This is a genomic window from Microbacterium sp. ARD31, assembly GCF_031844425.1.
In genome coordinates this window covers 14,119-28,287 of sequence record NZ_JAUZVE010000037.1, presented here as the reverse complement: position 1 = coordinate 28,287, position 14,169 = coordinate 14,119, and the positions used below count along the sequence as shown (strand labels likewise).

Below are 14,169 nucleotides of genomic sequence, written 5' to 3'. Positions count from 1 at the left end.
CGGCAGCCGGTTCAGCCCGTGACGGCGCCCTGGGCTGCGGAGCGCACGAGACGGGAGTACTTGGCAAGGACGCCACGGGTATAGCGCGGGGGAAGGGGCTCCCAGCCGTCGCGGCGGGAACTCAGCTCTGCCTCGTCGACGAGTAGGTCGAGAGAGCGAGCCGCGATATCGACCCGTATCAGATCACCATCGCGCACGAAGGCGATGGGACCTGCGTCCACCGCTTCGGGTGCTATGTGGCCGATGCACAGTCCGGTTGTGCCGCCTGAGAATCGACCGTCCGTCAACAGTAGTACATCTTTTCCGAGGCCCGCGCCCTTGATGGCGGCGGTGATGGCGAGCATCTCCCGCATCCCCGGACCGCCCTTGGGGCCCTCGTACCGGATGACGACGACGTCGCCGGCCTGGATCCGACCGGCCTCGAGCGCGTCCATCGCGGCGCGCTCGCGCTCGAACACGCGCGCGGGTCCTTCGAACACCGCGGCGTCGAATCCGGCGGTCTTCACCACGGCGCCCTCGGGGGCGATCGACCCGTGGAGGATCGTGATGCCGCCGGTGGCGTGGATCGGGTCGTCGAAGCGGTGGATGACGTCGCCGTCGACCGGGTCGGGGTCCAGGTCGCGAAGATTCTCGGCGAGGGTCTTGCCGGTGACAGTGAGCGCGTCGCCGTGCAGCAGGCCTTCGTCGAGCATCGCCTTCATGATCACCGGGATACCGCCGTGCTTGTCGACGTCGTTCATCACGTACTTGCCGAACGGCTTCATGTCCGCCACGTGGGGAACCTTGTCGCCGATGCGGTTGAAGTCGTGCAGGTTCAGCTCGATCTCGGCCTCGCGCGCGATCGCCAGCAGGTGGAGGACCACGTTGGTGGAGCCGCCGAGCGCCATCGCCAGGGCGATGGCGTTCTCGAACGCCTCGGGCGTGAGGATGTCGCGCGTGGTGATGCCCAGGCGGAGCAGGTTGATGACCGCCTCGCCGGATCGGTGGGCGAAGTAGTCGCGTCGGCGGTCCGCCGACGGCGGCGCAGCCGACCCGGGAAGGCTCAGACCCAGCGCCTCGGCGACCGAGGCCATGGTGTTCGCGGTGTACATGCCGCCGCAGGCGCCCTCGCCCGGCGCGAACGCGCACTCGATGCGCTTGAGATCCTCCTCGCTCATGCGACCGGCGAGACACGCGCCGACGCCCTCGAACGAGTCGACGATCGTGATCTCCTTCGACGTGCCGTCGCTGAGCTTCACCCAGCCGGGGGCGATGGATCCGGCGTAGAGGAAGACGCTCGACAGGTCGAGGCGGGCCGATGCCATCAGCATCCCGGGGATGGACTTGTCGCAGCCCGCGAGGAGGACCGTGCCGTCGAGCCGTTCCGCCATGACGACCGTCTCGACCGAGTCGGCGATGACCTCCCGCGACACGAGCGAGAAGTGCATCCCCTCGTGCCCCATCGAGATCCCGTCCGAGACCGAGATCGTGCCGAATTGCAGCGGATACCCCCCGCCGGAATGGACGCCTTCCTTCGCACCCTGTGCCAGTCGGTCGAGGCTCAGGTTGCAGGGCGTGATCTCGTTCCAGCTGGACGCGATGCCGATCTGCGGCTTGTCCCAGTCGTCGTCGCCCATCCCTACGCCGCGGAGCATGCCCCGCGACGTGGTGGCCTCGATGCCGTCGGTGATGACGCGACTGCGCGGTTTGATGTCGATGGAGTTATCCGGCTGGGGCATTCTCGAAGTCTATTCCCGTCGGTGGCCCCGCTCATCCGCGAGCGTCATCAACAGATCGGCGAAGGCGGGGATGTCGGCGACGCGCACCGCGGCAGCCGTTTCCCGATCGCCGACGTGCACTCCGAGATCTCCGGGTCCGAGGCTGCGCAGCGCGTCCTCGTCCGTCACGTCGTCGCCGGCGAAGAGGACGGCGTCGGCCGCGGTGAGCTCTCGCAGCTCGGCGACGGCGGTGTCCTTGCCTTCGTGGCGGAAGGCGTACTCCACGATGTTGTGGCCGGTGCGGCGGCGCCAGTGGGGAGCCTCGGCGGTGACGATGCGATCGGCCGCCGCGTTGGCGGCGGCCGCGGTCGCGGCGTCCGCGGTGCGGGTGTGCACGCCGAAGCCGAAGGTCTTGGGCTCGATCCACACCCCCGACATGCCGGAGGTCGCCTCCTCCGCCCGTGCGCGCAGGCGATCTCGCAGGGCCAGATGCTCGGCGTCGTCGGCCACCTCGACGGGACCGCTGCCGGGCACCCACACCTCGGCGCCGTGGGATCCGGCGAGATAGACGGCGGAGTCGTCGTGGTGCTCGGCGATCTCGCGCAGGTCGTGCAGGCTCCGGCCCGACACGAGCGCGACCACGGTGCCGGGGGCCTTGGTGAGAGCCTCGACCGCGGCGCGTGCGGCGGGCAGCATCCGCGCCTGCATCGGCTCGTCCTCGAGTGGTGACAGGGTGCCGTCGAAATCGAGGGCGACGAGCAGACGCGGAGCCCGCGCGACCGCGGTGAGCGCGGCCGCCGTCTCGGGGCTCACGCTGACACCTGCGCACGCTTGGAACGCCGGGCGACCTCAAGCGCGTCGAGGAAGGACTGCGACCACTTGGCGACGTCGTTCTCGAGCACCTTGCGGCGCAGCGCCCGCATGCGGCGTCCCTGCTCGGCGGTGGGCATCTCGATCGCGCGCACGATGGCGTCCTTCATGCCCCCGATGTCGTGGGGGTTGATGCGCACCGCACTCGCCAGCTCGTCGGCCGCGCCGGCGAACTCGCTGAGCACGAGCACCCCGCGGTTGTCGCTGCGCGCCGCCACGTACTCCTTAGCGACGAGGTTCATGCCGTCGCGGAGGGCCGTGACGAGCATGACGTCCGCGGCGAGATAGAGCGCCACCATCTCTTCGCGCGGATAGGACTGGTGCAGGTAGCGGATGGCGGTGTGATCCATCGTGTCGAACTCGCCGTTGATGCGGCCGACCAACAGCTCGATCTCGTCCCGGAGCGTCACGTACGACTCGACGCGCTCACGACTGGGGCTGGCCACCTGGACGAGGGTCACGTCGCCGACGTTGATGCGGCCGTCCTCGAGCAGTTCGCCGAACGCCTTGATCCGGTGACGGATGCCCTTGGTGTAGTCCAGGCGGTCCACCCCGAGCAGGATCTTCTTCGGGTTGCCCAGGCTCTCGCGGATCTCGGCGGCGCGGGCTTGGATGTCGGGGCGCCGCGCGAGCTCCACATAGCTCTCGGCATCGATCGAGATGGGGAAGGCCTTCGCCAGGGCCGACCGGCTCGTGCCGTCGGCCTGCGGCACCGTGATGCCGGTGGCCTTGGTGTTGTAGTGGTGGACCCGTCGCACCGCGCGGGCGAAGTTGCCGGCATCCGCGACACGCTGGAAACCGATGACGTCGGCACCGAGCAGCCCGTCGAGCACCTGACGACGCCACGGAAGCTGCGAGTACAGACCGTATGCAGGGAAGGGAATGTGATGGAAGTACCCGATGGTGAGGTCGGGGCGCAGGTCGCGCAGCATCTGCGGCACCAGCTGCAGCTGGTAGTCCTGCACCCACACCGTTCCGCCGTCGGCGGCGGCGTCGGCTGCGGCTTCGGCGAAGCGCCGGTTGACCTGCACATAGCTCTCCCACCACACGCGGCGGTAGCGGGGGGCGGCGATCACGTCGTGGTACAGGGGCCAGATGGTGTCGTTGGAGAAGCCCTCGTAGTAGTTCTCGACCTCCTCCGCGCTGAGCCGGATGGGGACGAGGTACGTGCCCTCGAACTCGAAGGGCTCGACGTCGAGGTCGGCGCGCCCCGCCCAGCCGACCCACGCGCCCTCGGTGTCGCGCATCACCGGCTCGAGCGCGGTCACGAGTCCGCCGGGCGATCGTCGCCAGCCGTCCTCTCCTGATGCGTGCGTCACGTGGTCGACGGGCAGTCGATTGGCGACGACGACGAAATCTGCCTGGGTCACGAGGCCTCCCGGTTCCGTGGTCTTTGTCAGGCTAACAGCGGCGCTGTCAAGGCCTCGGCGGTTGACAACCGCGTGCGGGTAGCGTTGTCGGCATGCGCACCTACCTCTTCCGCACCGGTCTGTTCAGCGCGATCACGAGCGGGGCCACACTCGTCCGGGGCCTGAAAACGGGCGAGTTCACCTGGCGCACGGCTCTGGCGTGGCTGAGCTGGGGCATCACCCTCGCCCTCGCGATCGGCGCGATCATCGACGCCCGCCGCGCCGCCCGCGGTGAGGCGATGCCCGGCGACTCGGCCGCTCACGGCCGCGAGGCCGAGCTGGCCAAGAAGCGCATCAAGCGCAAGCACTGAGGCCCGCCGGCGACGCGACCTCAGCCGGGCACGGCCGCGGGGTCGACGGCGAGGATGCGATCATCGCCGTCCCCGGGGTCTCCGCGGCCGTCGGTGTTTCCGGTGAGGATCCACAGCGCGCCGTCGGGCGCGCGCGTGACCGCCCGGAGCCGCCCGAACTCGCCCTCGAAGTAGTCGGTCGCCTCATCCGGCTGTGCCGTGGGGACGGCGCGCAGGACGCGGCCGCGCAGGTTCGCGAGGTAGAGGGTGTCGCCGATGATCGCGATCCCCGACGGGCTGGCGCGGTCGGTCGGCCACTCCTGCACCGGGTCGACGAAGCGGTCCCCTCCCCCGGAGCCCTCTACCTCGGGCCATCCGTAGTTGCCGCCGGCGACGATCACGTTCAGCTCGTCGAGCCGGTTCTGCCCGAACTCGCTGGCGAACATCTCGCCCTCGTCCGTCCAGGCGATCCCCTGCACATTCCGATGTCCGAGGCTGTAGACCGGCGAACCGTCGAACGGGTTGTCCTCGGGAACGCCCCCGTCGGCGGTCACCCGCAGAATCTTGCCGGCCAGCGAGGTGGGATCCTGTGCTGCGGTGGGGTCGCCGGCGTCACCGGTCGTGACGTAGAGCATGCCGTCGGGGCCGAAGGCGATGCGGCCGCCGTTGTGGGTGGATGATCGCGGGATGCCGTCGATCACGGTGTCCGGATCGCCGAGGGAGAGCTCGCCCGCCTCGCCGAGGAGCGCGAACCGCTGGACGCGGTTCCCGTCGTCGGCGGTCGAGTAGACGAAAAGCGCGCCGTCGCCGGGTGCTGTCGCGATCCCCAGCAGCCCACCCTCTCCCCCGTGGCGGACCCCGGCGACGGCGCCCAGCTCGCGGATCTCGCCGTCGGCAGTGATCTCGAGGATGCGCGCGGAGTCCCGCTCCGACACGAGCGCGGATCCGCCGGCGAAGGCGATCGACCACGGGGCCGCAAGACCGGTCACGACATCCGTCGGCGTCGGCGGCAGCGGCGGGGAGGCGCTCCCCTCCTCGGCTGCCGGAGGGGTCACCGCGGAAGGCGTCGAGACGACGGGGCCGCCCGGCGTGCAGCCGGTCGAGACCGCACCCGCGCACGCCGTCAGGAGGACCGCTGCGATCATCGACCGCCGCGGTCGGCGCCTCCTGTTCCGCATGCTTCGGGACCCGTCAGCGCGTCAGGATGAGCGCATCTCCCTGGCCTCCGCCGCCGCACAGGGCCACCGCCGCCGTGCCGCCCCCGCGACGCACCAGCTCGTGTACCGCGTGCACCACCAGCCGGTTGCCCGAAGCGCCGATCGGATGCCCGATCGCGATGCCACCGCCGTGGGGATTGACCACGTCGTCCGCCAACCCGAGCTCCATCTGGGATCGGGCCACCACGGCGCCGAAGGCCTCGTTGATCTCGACGAGGTCCAGGGCGCCAGGAGTGATTCCCTGCCGCGCGCAGGCCTTCTCGATCGCCCGTGCGGGCTGCGCGTGGAGCGAGTTGTCGGGTCCTGCTACCTGACCGGCGGCGCCCACCACGGCCAGCACCTGCCAGCCCTTCTCGTCCGCGTGGGAGCGCGTGGTGAGGACCACCGCCGAGGCGCCGTCCGAGATCTGCGACGAGTTGCCGGCCGTGATGGAGCCGTCCTTCGCGAACGCGGGCCGGAGACCGGCCAGGGATTCGACGGTGGTGTCGGGGCGGACGCCCTCGTCCTTCGAGACGATGGACGGATCGCCCTTGCGCTGCGGAATCGTCACCGCGACGATCTCGGCGTCGAAGAGCCCTGCTTCCCGCGCCGCGGCGGCGCGCTGGTGCGAACGGGCGGCGACGGCATCCTGCATCTCGCGGGTGATCTGCAGGCGGCCGTTGTGGCGCTCGGTCGATGCGCCCATGCTCTCGGCGTCGTAGGCGTCCGTGAGTCCGTCGTAGGCCATGTGGTCGAGCACCTCGACCGACCCATAGGTCCAGCCGTCACGAGAGCCCATGAGCAGATGCGGGGCGCGTGTCATGGACTCCATGCCCGCCGCCACCACCACCGTCGCGTCGCCGAGGCGAAGCATCCGTGCCCCGTCGATGATCGCGGTGAGCCCCGAGAGGCACACCTTGTTCACCGAGGATGCGTGGACGTTCCAGCCGATCCCCGCTCCGATGGCGGCCTGCCGCGCCGGGTTCTGACCTGCACCGGCGGCGAGCACCTGGCCCACCAGTACGGCGTCGACGGCGTCGGCCGGGATGCCCCCGCGCTCGAGCGCGCCGGCGATCGCGGCGCTTCCGAGCTGCACGGCGGTGAGTGCGGCGAGCTGGCCCTTCAGTCGCCCCTGCGGCGTGCGCGCGGCGGCGACGATGACGACATCGTCGTGGTTCATGACACCACCCTAAGCTCGTCGGCGACGCGCAGCTCCGGCTCGGTCGCGTCGATCACCTCGTCCACCGTGACCCCCTCGGCGACCTCGACGAGCACGAGTCCCGACGCGGTGACGTCGATCACCGCGAGATCGGTGATGATGCGGTCGACGACACCGCGGCCGGTGAGCGGCAGCGAGCACGCGTTCACGATCTTGGGCGAGCCGTCCTTGGCGACGTGCTCCATCAGGACGATCACCTTGGCGGCGCCGTGGACGAGGTCCATCGCCCCGCCCGGTCCCTTCACCATCTTCCCGGGGATCATCCAGTTGGCCAGGTCGCCGCCTGCCGAGACCTGCATGGCGCCGAGGATCGCCGCGTCGATCTTGCCGCCGCGGATCATGCCGAAGCTGGTCGCCGAGTCGAAGAACGATGCCCCGCGAAGGGTCGTGACTGTCTCTTTGCCGGCGTTGATGAGGTCGGGGTCGACGGCGTCCTCGGTGGGATAGGGGCCCACCCCGAGGATGCCGTTCTCCGACTGGAGGACCACGGTCACGCCGTCGGGGACGTGATTGGGCACGAGGGTCGGCAGACCGATCCCGAGATTGACGTAGGCGCCGTCGGCGAGCTCGCGGGCGGCGCGCGCCGCCATCTGCGTGCGGGTGAGGGCCATGTCAGGCTCCTTCCGGGGTGGTCGGGGTCGAGACCGTACGACGTTCGACGCGCTTCTCGATGTCGGTTCCCACCTCGACGATGCGGTGCACGTAGATGCCCGGAAGGTGGATGCTGTCGGGGTCGAGTTCGCCGGGTTCGACCAGCTCCTCGACCTGGGCGATGCAGACCCGCCCGGCCATCGCCGCGAGGGGGTTGAAGTTTCGGGCGGCCTTGTTGAAGACCAGGTTGCCGTGCCGATCGCCGCGGAGGGCATGGACCAGGGCGAAGTCGGTGACGATGGCCTCTTCGAGCACGTAATCGCGCTCCCCCGCGCCGAGGTCGAAGGTGCGCACGTCCTTCGGCGGCGAGGCGACCGCGATCGAGCCGTCCGGGGCGTACCTGCGCGGGAGGCCGCCCTCGGCGACCTGTGTGCCCACGCCGGTCTGCGTGAAGAAGGCGGCGATCCCCGACCCGCCAGCCCGCAGCTTCTCGGCGAGCGTGCCCTGCGGTGTGAGTTCCAGTTCGAGCTCGCCCGAGAGGAACTGCCGTTCGAACTCCTTGTTCTCGCCCACGTACGACGACGTCATCTTGCGGATGCGCTGGGCGCGCAGCAGCACGCCCAGGCCCCAGTCGTCGACACCGCAGTTGTTGCTGACGACGCTCAGGCCGCTCGTGCCCTGAGCCAGCAGAGCTTCGATGAGCGCGATGGGATTGCCCGAGAGGCCGAAGCCGCCCACGGCCAGGCTCGCGCCGTCGGGGATGTCGGCGACGGCTTCAGCCGCCGAGGCCCAGGTCTTGTCGATCACGTGTGCTCCTTCGCTGGCGCCCGCCGAGGACCCGCTCGGCGGGCCGCGCTCCGGTGTGTCCCGGCGCTCACGCCATTCTCACCGCGGGTGACCCGGACCGCACGCGATCGCTTGCCATGTGGCGAAACGCCGGACTAGTGTCCACATCGTGGACAGTCGCCCCGCCTCACCGGTACCCGGAACCCAGTCGGTCGCGCGCGCGGCCCGGCTGCTCCGGCTGGTGACCGCCGCGGGCGGCGAGGGCGTCGGCGTCGCCGATCTGGCCACACGTGCGGAGCTCACCCGCCCCACCACCCATCGCCTCCTCGCCGCGCTGCGGGCCGAGGGGCTTGTCGACCAGGACGACGCGACCGGGCGGTGGATGCCCGGGCCGGAGCTCTACCTGATGGGCACCGTCGCGGCATCCCGCTACGACGTGACCGACGTCGCGCGCGACATCGTCCGCTCGCTCGCCGTTCGCACGGAGGAGAGCGCGTTCCTCTCGGTGCGCCGCGGCGACGAGACGGTGTGCCTGCTGCGCGAAGAGGGAAGCTTCCCCATCCGATCCTTCGTGCTCTCCGAGGGGGTGCGGTTCCCGCTCGGAGTGGCGTCGGCGGGCCTGGCGATCCTCTCCTTCCTTCCGCCTCACGATGTGGACAGCTACTTCGCTCGGCACCCCGAGCTGGAGGAGAGGTGGGGTCGCGCGCACGGCGAGCAGCGGCTCCGTGCGCGACTGCGCGAGACCCACGCGCGCGGCTACGCCGTCAATCCCGGACTCATCGTCGAGGGCAGCTGGGGCATGGCCGCCGCCGTCTTCACCCGCGAGGGGCACCCGCAGTGGGCGCTGAGTCTCACCGGGGTGGAGTTCCGCTTCGGTCCCGAGCGGGTGACCGAGCTCGGCCGCACCCTGCTGGCCCACGCGCACCAGCTCACGACGCGCATCGCCGGTGGGCGTTGAGCACCGCGCCGACGGGTCAGACCACCGGCGCGGCGAGCTCCTCGAGCACGACCCGTGCCACCACGTCGGCCCCGGCAGGCGACATCACGATCGTGTAGTGGTTGAACCCATCCACGCGCTCGTGCCGGACACCCGGATAGACGGCCAGCATGCGAGAGAGATGCTGAGGCGCGTACAGACCGGGTGGCTCGTCTCGAAGCCCTCGCGGCACCGTGATCAGGCGGGTCGGATGCCGCATCCCCGCCAGCGCGTGGGGAAGCGCCTCTCCGGTGTTCATGTCGAGGGTGTCTTCGGCGGTCGTGCGGTAGCTCGTCGCCGGACGCAGGGCGCCGTCGCCGGCGTCGACGAGGTCGTACGCGAGGTAGCGCTCCAGCTCATCCGACCAGGCCTCGGTGAACGCGGGGTGCGCGCGCCAGAAGGCGAGGTACTGCGCCACGTCGGCGAAGCGCATCGAGAGGCGCTCGGCGGTGGGCCCGAGGATGCCCGCGACGAGGGCGTCGGCGTCGAGCCCGACCGGCACGTCCAGCGGCAGGCCGCCGTCGACGAGCACCAGCCGCGCGACGCGCTCGGGATGCCGGTCCGCCAGGACGAGCGATGCGAACGCGCCCATGGAATGGCCCACCACGAGCGTGCGCGGGATGCCCGCGGTATCGAGGACGGCGGCGAGGTCGTCGGCATGAGCGGCCATGCCCGCCGGGCCCGCCAGTTCGTTGCTGCGCCCGCGTCCGCGAAGATCCGGCGCGACGACTCTGACGCCGGGGAGGCGGTCGACGACGAACGGCCATGCCAGGTGCGACGCCGTCACCCCGTGCACGAACAGCACGGCGGGCGCGCCCGGTGCGGGGTCGAGGGGATCCCACACCCCGGCGCACATCGTTCCTCCCGGGACGGCGACGTCGATCGTGCGGTAGCGATGGCCGGCGGCGGCGGTCGTCATCGCGCCGTCCACCCCCCGTCCATCGTGTACGAGGCGCCCGTGACCATGCCCGCAGCCTCCGAGGCGAGCCACCCGGCGAGAGAGGCGACCTCCTCGGGTTCGACGAGTCGCTTCACGGCCGTCTCCGCGAGCATGATCCTCTCGACCACCTCCCCCTCGGGGATCCCGTGGATGCGCGCCTGATCGGCGATCTGGTTCTCGACGAGCGGCGTGCGCACGTACGCCGGGTTGATGCAGTTGCTCGTCACGCCGTGCGCACCCCCCTCGAGCGCCGTCACCTTCGATAGCCCCTCGAGCCCGTGCTTGGCCGACACGTACGCCGACTTGAACGGCGAGGCGCGCAGTCCGTGCGCGCTCGAGATGTTGATGATCCTCCCCCACCCGCGCTCGTACATCTTGGGCAGTGCCGCGCGCACGAGCAGGAACGGAGACTCGAGCATGAGCCGCAGCAGCAGCCGGAACGTGTCGGGGTCGAACTCCTCGATCGGACTGACCCGCTGGATCCCGGCGTTGTTGATGAGGATGTCGATGTCGAGCACCAGGTCATCCAGCGCCCGGGTGTCGGACAGGTCCGTCACCCATGCCTCGCCCCCCACCTCGTCGGCGGCGGAACGGGCGGCATCCTCCTGCATGTCGGCGATGATGACGTGCGCACCGCGTCGGGCGAACTCCCGGGCACAGGCGAGGCCGATCCCGCCGGCGCCGCCGGTGACGAGCGCGCGGCGACCGGCGAGGTCGGGAGGAACGTCTGTCATCGCCGCAATCTATGAACCGGCGGCCATCCCGTCAAGCGCCCACCACATGACCGCCGAGAGGGCAACCCCCCGCGCGACCGCGCGGCGTGGGTTAGCGTCCCCGGTATGAAGAGCACAGACATCGCCTGGAACGAGCAGGCTCGCGCCAAGATCCTCGACGACGCCGACCGCGTGCTGCGCGAAGCAGTGGTCGATATCGCCCGCACGTCGCCGGACATCAGCTCCGACAACGCCTACAAAGAACTCAACGCACGTCTGAAGGACCAGTTCATCGACTGGGAGCCGGGGCCGGATCTGCGGACCTACGCCGACGCCATCGCGGCCAGCGAGATCGAATTCGAGTGATGGTGCACCCCCTGGGACTTGAACCCAGAACCCACTGATTAAGAGTCAGTTGCTCTGCCGATTGAGCTAGAGGTGCGAGATTCGCAACGGGGCGAACCGAGGGTCAACATTACCATCACGATTGCGACACCGGAAATCGAGGCCATGCCGCGCCGGTTATCCTTGATGCCGTGACCTCTCCCTCCCCCGCAACGGCCTTCGACGCGCCGTTCGACGGGGATCTCGAGGCCGATCTCGCCCTGGCTCTCCGGCTCGCCGACGCCGCCGACGCGGCATCCATGGCTTGCTTCGACGCGGCCGACCTCGACGTGCAGACGAAGGCGGACGACACCTTCGTGACCGAGGCCGATCTCGCCACGGAGCGCGCGATCCGGTCGTTGATCGCCGACGAGCGACCGGACGACGGGGTCTTCGGCGAGGAGTTCGGAGCCTCGGGCGATACCGCACGGCAATGGATCATCGACCCGATCGACGGGACCTCGAACTACCTCAAGGGCATTCCGATGTGGGCGACGCTCATCGCCCTCTCGATCGACGGCGTCCCCCGGGTGGGGGTCGTCAGCCAGCCGGCCATCGGACGACGCTGGTGGGCAGCCACCGGGCTCGGCGCATGGACGAACACGTCGGATGCCGCTGCGCGACGTCTCGCCGTGTCGGCCGTGGACGACGTCGCTCGGGCGAGCGTCAGCTTCCAGAGCATCGCGCAATGGGATGAGGCCGGCCGCACCGACGCCCTGCTGCGTCTGTCGCGTGCGGTGTGGCGCGACCGCGGATACGGCGACGCGTGGCCCTACATGCTGCTCGCGGAGGGCCGGCTCGAACTCGTCGCCGAGTTCGACGTGAAGGAGTACGACATCGCCGCGCACGTCCCGATCGTGCGAGAGGCAGGCGGCCGGTTCACGTCGTTCGACGGCGACGACAGCCTGTCGGCTCGCTCCTCCCTCGCCACCAACGGGCTGCTGCACGACCAATTCCACGACCTCCTCCATGCCACCGACTGACCCCGCTCGGAGCCTCTCGATGACTCATCCCCACCGCCGTCTCGGTGCCGTCCTCGCGCTCACCGCCGCGGCTCTGCTCTTCGCCGCCTGCGCTTCGCCGCAGGACCCGGCCACCGCCGGCGAAGAGACGGCGACGCCGGTGCCCGTGGACACCCCCGCGGCCACGCCGTCGGGCGATCCCGACGTCGAGCCGGGTGCCGACCCCACGTGCGAGACTCTCATCCCCGCCGACATGGTCGCGGAGTTCAAGGAGATCGGATGGACCGCCCAGGCCCAGCCGTTCTGGGTGGGCGAGGTGCAGCTCACCGAAGGTCTCATGTGCGTGTGGGCAGACTTCGACGGGCCTGCCGGAGACCACCTGCAGATCTTCGGCTGGTCCGAGATCTCCGATGACGATGCGGCGGCGGCCCAAGAGCAGCTCGAGGCACAGGGCTGGATCCGCGAAGAGGCCGAGGACGGCGTCTACGTCACCGAGAACCCCGACACCACGATCGCCACCGATGACGAAGGCTACGGGCTGACCTACCTGTTCACGGATGGCACGGTCACCCACGCCGACACGAAGCAGGGTCTCGTCCTCATCGAGTGGCCGCGCAGCTGACCCTGCCCCGCACGCCTTGCCACATCGTGCGCGCTCCGCGCAACCCCCACGCGCGGTCGGCATCGGCCGGGTTCACTGAGATCTCGCTGACGCGGGCGCACCGAGCGCCCGCCACCGGAGGTCACGATGAGCCGAGACACGCGCAACCCCGCGAAGGGCGATGCCGACCACGCCCCCGCCGCGGAGCACCCCGACAAGCCGGACTCCCCCCGGCAGATCGAAGGTCGCTCCTGGAAGTACGTGGTCCGCAAGACCCTGCGTGAGTTCTCGGATGATCAGTGCACCGACATCGCCGCGGCCCTGACCTACTACGGCGTGCTGTCGTTCTTCCCCGGTCTCATCGCCGTGTTCTCGCTCCTCGGCGTTCTCGGACAGGGCGACGACGCGGCGGACACGCTCCTGGGCATCGTGCAGTCGGTGGCGCCGGGAGACACGGCAGATGCCCTTCGCGGGCCCATCGAGCAGGTCGCGGGCTCGCCCGCCGCCGGTTTCGCACTCATCACCGGAATCGTGCTCGCGATCTGGTCGGCGTCGGGCTATGTCGGCGCCTTCAGTCGCGCGATGAACCGGATCTACGAGATCGACGAAGGCCGGCCGTTCTGGAAGCTCAAGCCGCTGCAGCTGGGGGTCACGGTCATCACCGTCATCCTCGTCACCCTGGCGATGGTGATCCTCGTGGTGAGCGGACCGGTCGCAGACGCGGTCGGCGCCGCGCTCGGCCTCGGCTCGGCGGTGACGGCGGTGTGGAGCATCGTCAAGTGGCCGGTGCTGGCGGTGATCGTCGTCGTCGCACTCGCGATCCTCTACTACGCGACGCCGAACGCCCGCCAGCCGAAGTTCCGCTGGATCACGCTGGGCGCGCTGCTGGCGATCCTCGTGCTGGCCATCGCCACCGCACTCTTCGCCGTCTACATCGTCAACTTCTCGAACTACGACCGCACCTACGGGTCGCTCGCCGGCGTCATCGTCTTCCTGCTGTGGCTGTGGATCGCGAACATCGCCCTCCTCTTCGGCGCGGAGTTCGACGCCGAGCTCGAGCGCGGCCGACAGCTCCAGGCGGGCATCGCCGCGGAGCGGGACATCCAGCTCCCTCCCCGTGACACGCGTCGCAGCGACAAGGCTGCGGAGAAGGAGCGAGCCGACATCATCGAGGGGCGGCGCATCCGCCAGCAGCACGCATCGAGGTCGGACGACTGATCGGCCCCGCACGGGTCCCGCCGCATCCGCGCGGTACACCGATATGCCGATGCGGGCAACCCGCTTCGGCGACGGGCGCGGCCACCGTAGCCTCGACCGCATCATCCGATGGCCGACCCACTCAGAGGAGCACTCATGAACAGCTCACCCGTCCCGTCGCTCACCCCTGACGAAGAAGGCAACCCCGCGAGCGACCTTAAGACCGACGTCATCAAGGACGTCGAGCGGGAGCACACCATCACCGGCGATGTCGTCGGACCCAGGAGCGACGAGATCCCCGACGAGAAGTCCGACCGGGCGTGACCGCCCGCATCGCC

General features: G+C 70.0%; 16 protein-coding genes and 1 tRNA gene. 7 read left to right on the top strand and 10 right to left on the bottom strand.

The features are described from left to right. Window positions 1-11: 11 nt before the first annotated feature. Genes ilvD through otsA form a run of 3 tightly spaced genes read right to left on the bottom strand, consistent with a single transcriptional unit; the run spans window position 12 to window position 3,937 of the window. A complete protein-coding gene (gene ilvD / locus Q9S36_RS39640; protein ID WP_311290251.1) occupies window positions 12-1,718 on the bottom strand; it encodes a dihydroxy-acid dehydratase in 1,707 nt (568 codons plus the stop codon). A 9-nt stretch (window positions 1,719-1,727) separates the two neighbouring features. Next, complete coding sequence (otsB, locus tag Q9S36_RS39635) at window positions 1,728-2,510, bottom strand: trehalose-phosphatase (protein WP_311290250.1); 783 nt, start codon at window positions 2,508-2,510, stop codon at window positions 1,728-1,730. Then, window positions 2,507-3,937 (bottom strand): alpha,alpha-trehalose-phosphate synthase (UDP-forming), encoded by a 1,431-nt coding sequence (gene otsA, locus Q9S36_RS39630; RefSeq protein ID WP_311290249.1) that lies wholly within the window; start codon window positions 3,935-3,937, stop codon window positions 2,507-2,509. The genes otsB and otsA overlap by 4 nt, the downstream gene beginning before the upstream one ends. A gap of 92 nt (window positions 3,938-4,029) precedes the next feature. On the opposite strand from otsA, the gene Q9S36_RS39625 reads away from it, so the two are divergent. Continuing rightward, window positions 4,030-4,287 (top strand): hypothetical protein, encoded by a 258-nt coding sequence (locus Q9S36_RS39625; RefSeq protein ID WP_251450124.1) that lies wholly within the window; start codon window positions 4,030-4,032, stop codon window positions 4,285-4,287. 20 nt (window positions 4,288-4,307) lie between these two features. Here Q9S36_RS39625 and Q9S36_RS39620 read toward each other — a convergent pair whose 3' ends face one another. Genes Q9S36_RS39620 through Q9S36_RS39605 form a run of 4 tightly spaced genes read right to left on the bottom strand, consistent with a single transcriptional unit; the run spans window position 4,308 to window position 8,079 of the window. Beyond that, window positions 4,308-5,411 carry a PQQ-dependent sugar dehydrogenase gene (locus Q9S36_RS39620; RefSeq protein WP_311290248.1) on the bottom strand — a complete coding sequence of 368 codons (1,104 nt, stop codon included), beginning with the start codon at window positions 5,409-5,411 and terminating at the stop codon, window positions 4,308-4,310. Window positions 5,412-5,457: 46 nt separating this feature from the next. Further along, window positions 5,458-6,642 (bottom strand): acetyl-CoA C-acetyltransferase, encoded by a 1,185-nt coding sequence (locus Q9S36_RS39615; RefSeq protein ID WP_311290247.1) that lies wholly within the window; start codon window positions 6,640-6,642, stop codon window positions 5,458-5,460. Further along, complete coding sequence (locus tag Q9S36_RS39610; RefSeq protein ID WP_251450127.1) at window positions 6,639-7,292, bottom strand: 3-oxoacid CoA-transferase subunit B; 654 nt, start codon at window positions 7,290-7,292, stop codon at window positions 6,639-6,641. The genes Q9S36_RS39615 and Q9S36_RS39610 overlap by 4 nt, the downstream gene beginning before the upstream one ends. Window position 7,293: 1 nt before the next feature. Then, a complete protein-coding gene (locus Q9S36_RS39605) occupies window positions 7,294-8,079 on the bottom strand; it encodes a CoA transferase subunit A (RefSeq protein ID WP_311290246.1) in 786 nt (261 codons plus the stop codon). A 148-nt stretch (window positions 8,080-8,227) separates the two neighbouring features. Between Q9S36_RS39605 and Q9S36_RS39600 the strand changes: the two genes are divergently transcribed. Continuing rightward, window positions 8,228-9,016, top strand: a complete 789-nt coding sequence (locus Q9S36_RS39600; protein ID WP_311290245.1) for an IclR family transcriptional regulator — start codon at window positions 8,228-8,230, stop codon at window positions 9,014-9,016. Between the two features lie 16 nt (window positions 9,017-9,032). Here Q9S36_RS39600 and Q9S36_RS39595 read toward each other — a convergent pair whose 3' ends face one another. Next, window positions 9,033-9,953 carry an alpha/beta hydrolase gene (locus Q9S36_RS39595; protein WP_311290244.1) on the bottom strand — a complete coding sequence of 307 codons (921 nt, stop codon included), beginning with the start codon at window positions 9,951-9,953 and terminating at the stop codon, window positions 9,033-9,035. Continuing rightward, window positions 9,950-10,708, bottom strand: coding sequence for a 3-hydroxybutyrate dehydrogenase (locus Q9S36_RS39590; RefSeq protein WP_311290243.1), 759 nt, complete (start codon window positions 10,706-10,708; stop codon window positions 9,950-9,952). The genes Q9S36_RS39595 and Q9S36_RS39590 overlap by 4 nt, the downstream gene beginning before the upstream one ends. 105 nt (window positions 10,709-10,813) lie before the next feature. Here Q9S36_RS39590 and Q9S36_RS39585 point away from each other — a divergent pair, with 105 nt between their 5' ends. Continuing rightward, window positions 10,814-11,053 (top strand): hypothetical protein, encoded by a 240-nt coding sequence (locus tag Q9S36_RS39585; RefSeq protein WP_311290242.1) that lies wholly within the window; start codon window positions 10,814-10,816, stop codon window positions 11,051-11,053. Here Q9S36_RS39585 and Q9S36_RS39580 read toward each other — a convergent pair. Then, window positions 11,054-11,129, bottom strand: a tRNA-Lys gene (locus Q9S36_RS39580). Between the two features lie 94 nt (window positions 11,130-11,223). On the opposite strand from Q9S36_RS39580, the gene Q9S36_RS39575 reads away from it, so the two are divergent. The 4 genes from Q9S36_RS39575 (at window position 11,224) to Q9S36_RS39560 (ending at window position 14,155) form a co-directional block, all read left to right on the top strand. Continuing rightward, on the top strand, window positions 11,224-12,054 hold the full coding sequence (locus Q9S36_RS39575) for an inositol monophosphatase family protein (RefSeq protein WP_311290241.1): 831 nt from the start codon (window positions 11,224-11,226) through the stop codon (window positions 12,052-12,054). Window positions 12,055-12,073: 19 nt separating this feature from the next. Beyond that, window positions 12,074-12,655, top strand: coding sequence for a hypothetical protein (locus Q9S36_RS39570; protein ID WP_311290240.1), 582 nt, complete (start codon window positions 12,074-12,076; stop codon window positions 12,653-12,655). Between the two features lie 126 nt (window positions 12,656-12,781). After that, window positions 12,782-13,852 (top strand): YihY/virulence factor BrkB family protein, encoded by a 1,071-nt coding sequence (locus Q9S36_RS39565; RefSeq protein ID WP_311290239.1) that lies wholly within the window; start codon window positions 12,782-12,784, stop codon window positions 13,850-13,852. Between the two features lie 135 nt (window positions 13,853-13,987). Then, window positions 13,988-14,155: a hypothetical protein gene (locus Q9S36_RS39560; protein WP_311290238.1), complete on the top strand. Its 168-nt coding sequence runs from the start codon at window positions 13,988-13,990 to the stop codon at window positions 14,153-14,155. Window positions 14,156-14,169 lie beyond the last annotated feature (14 nt).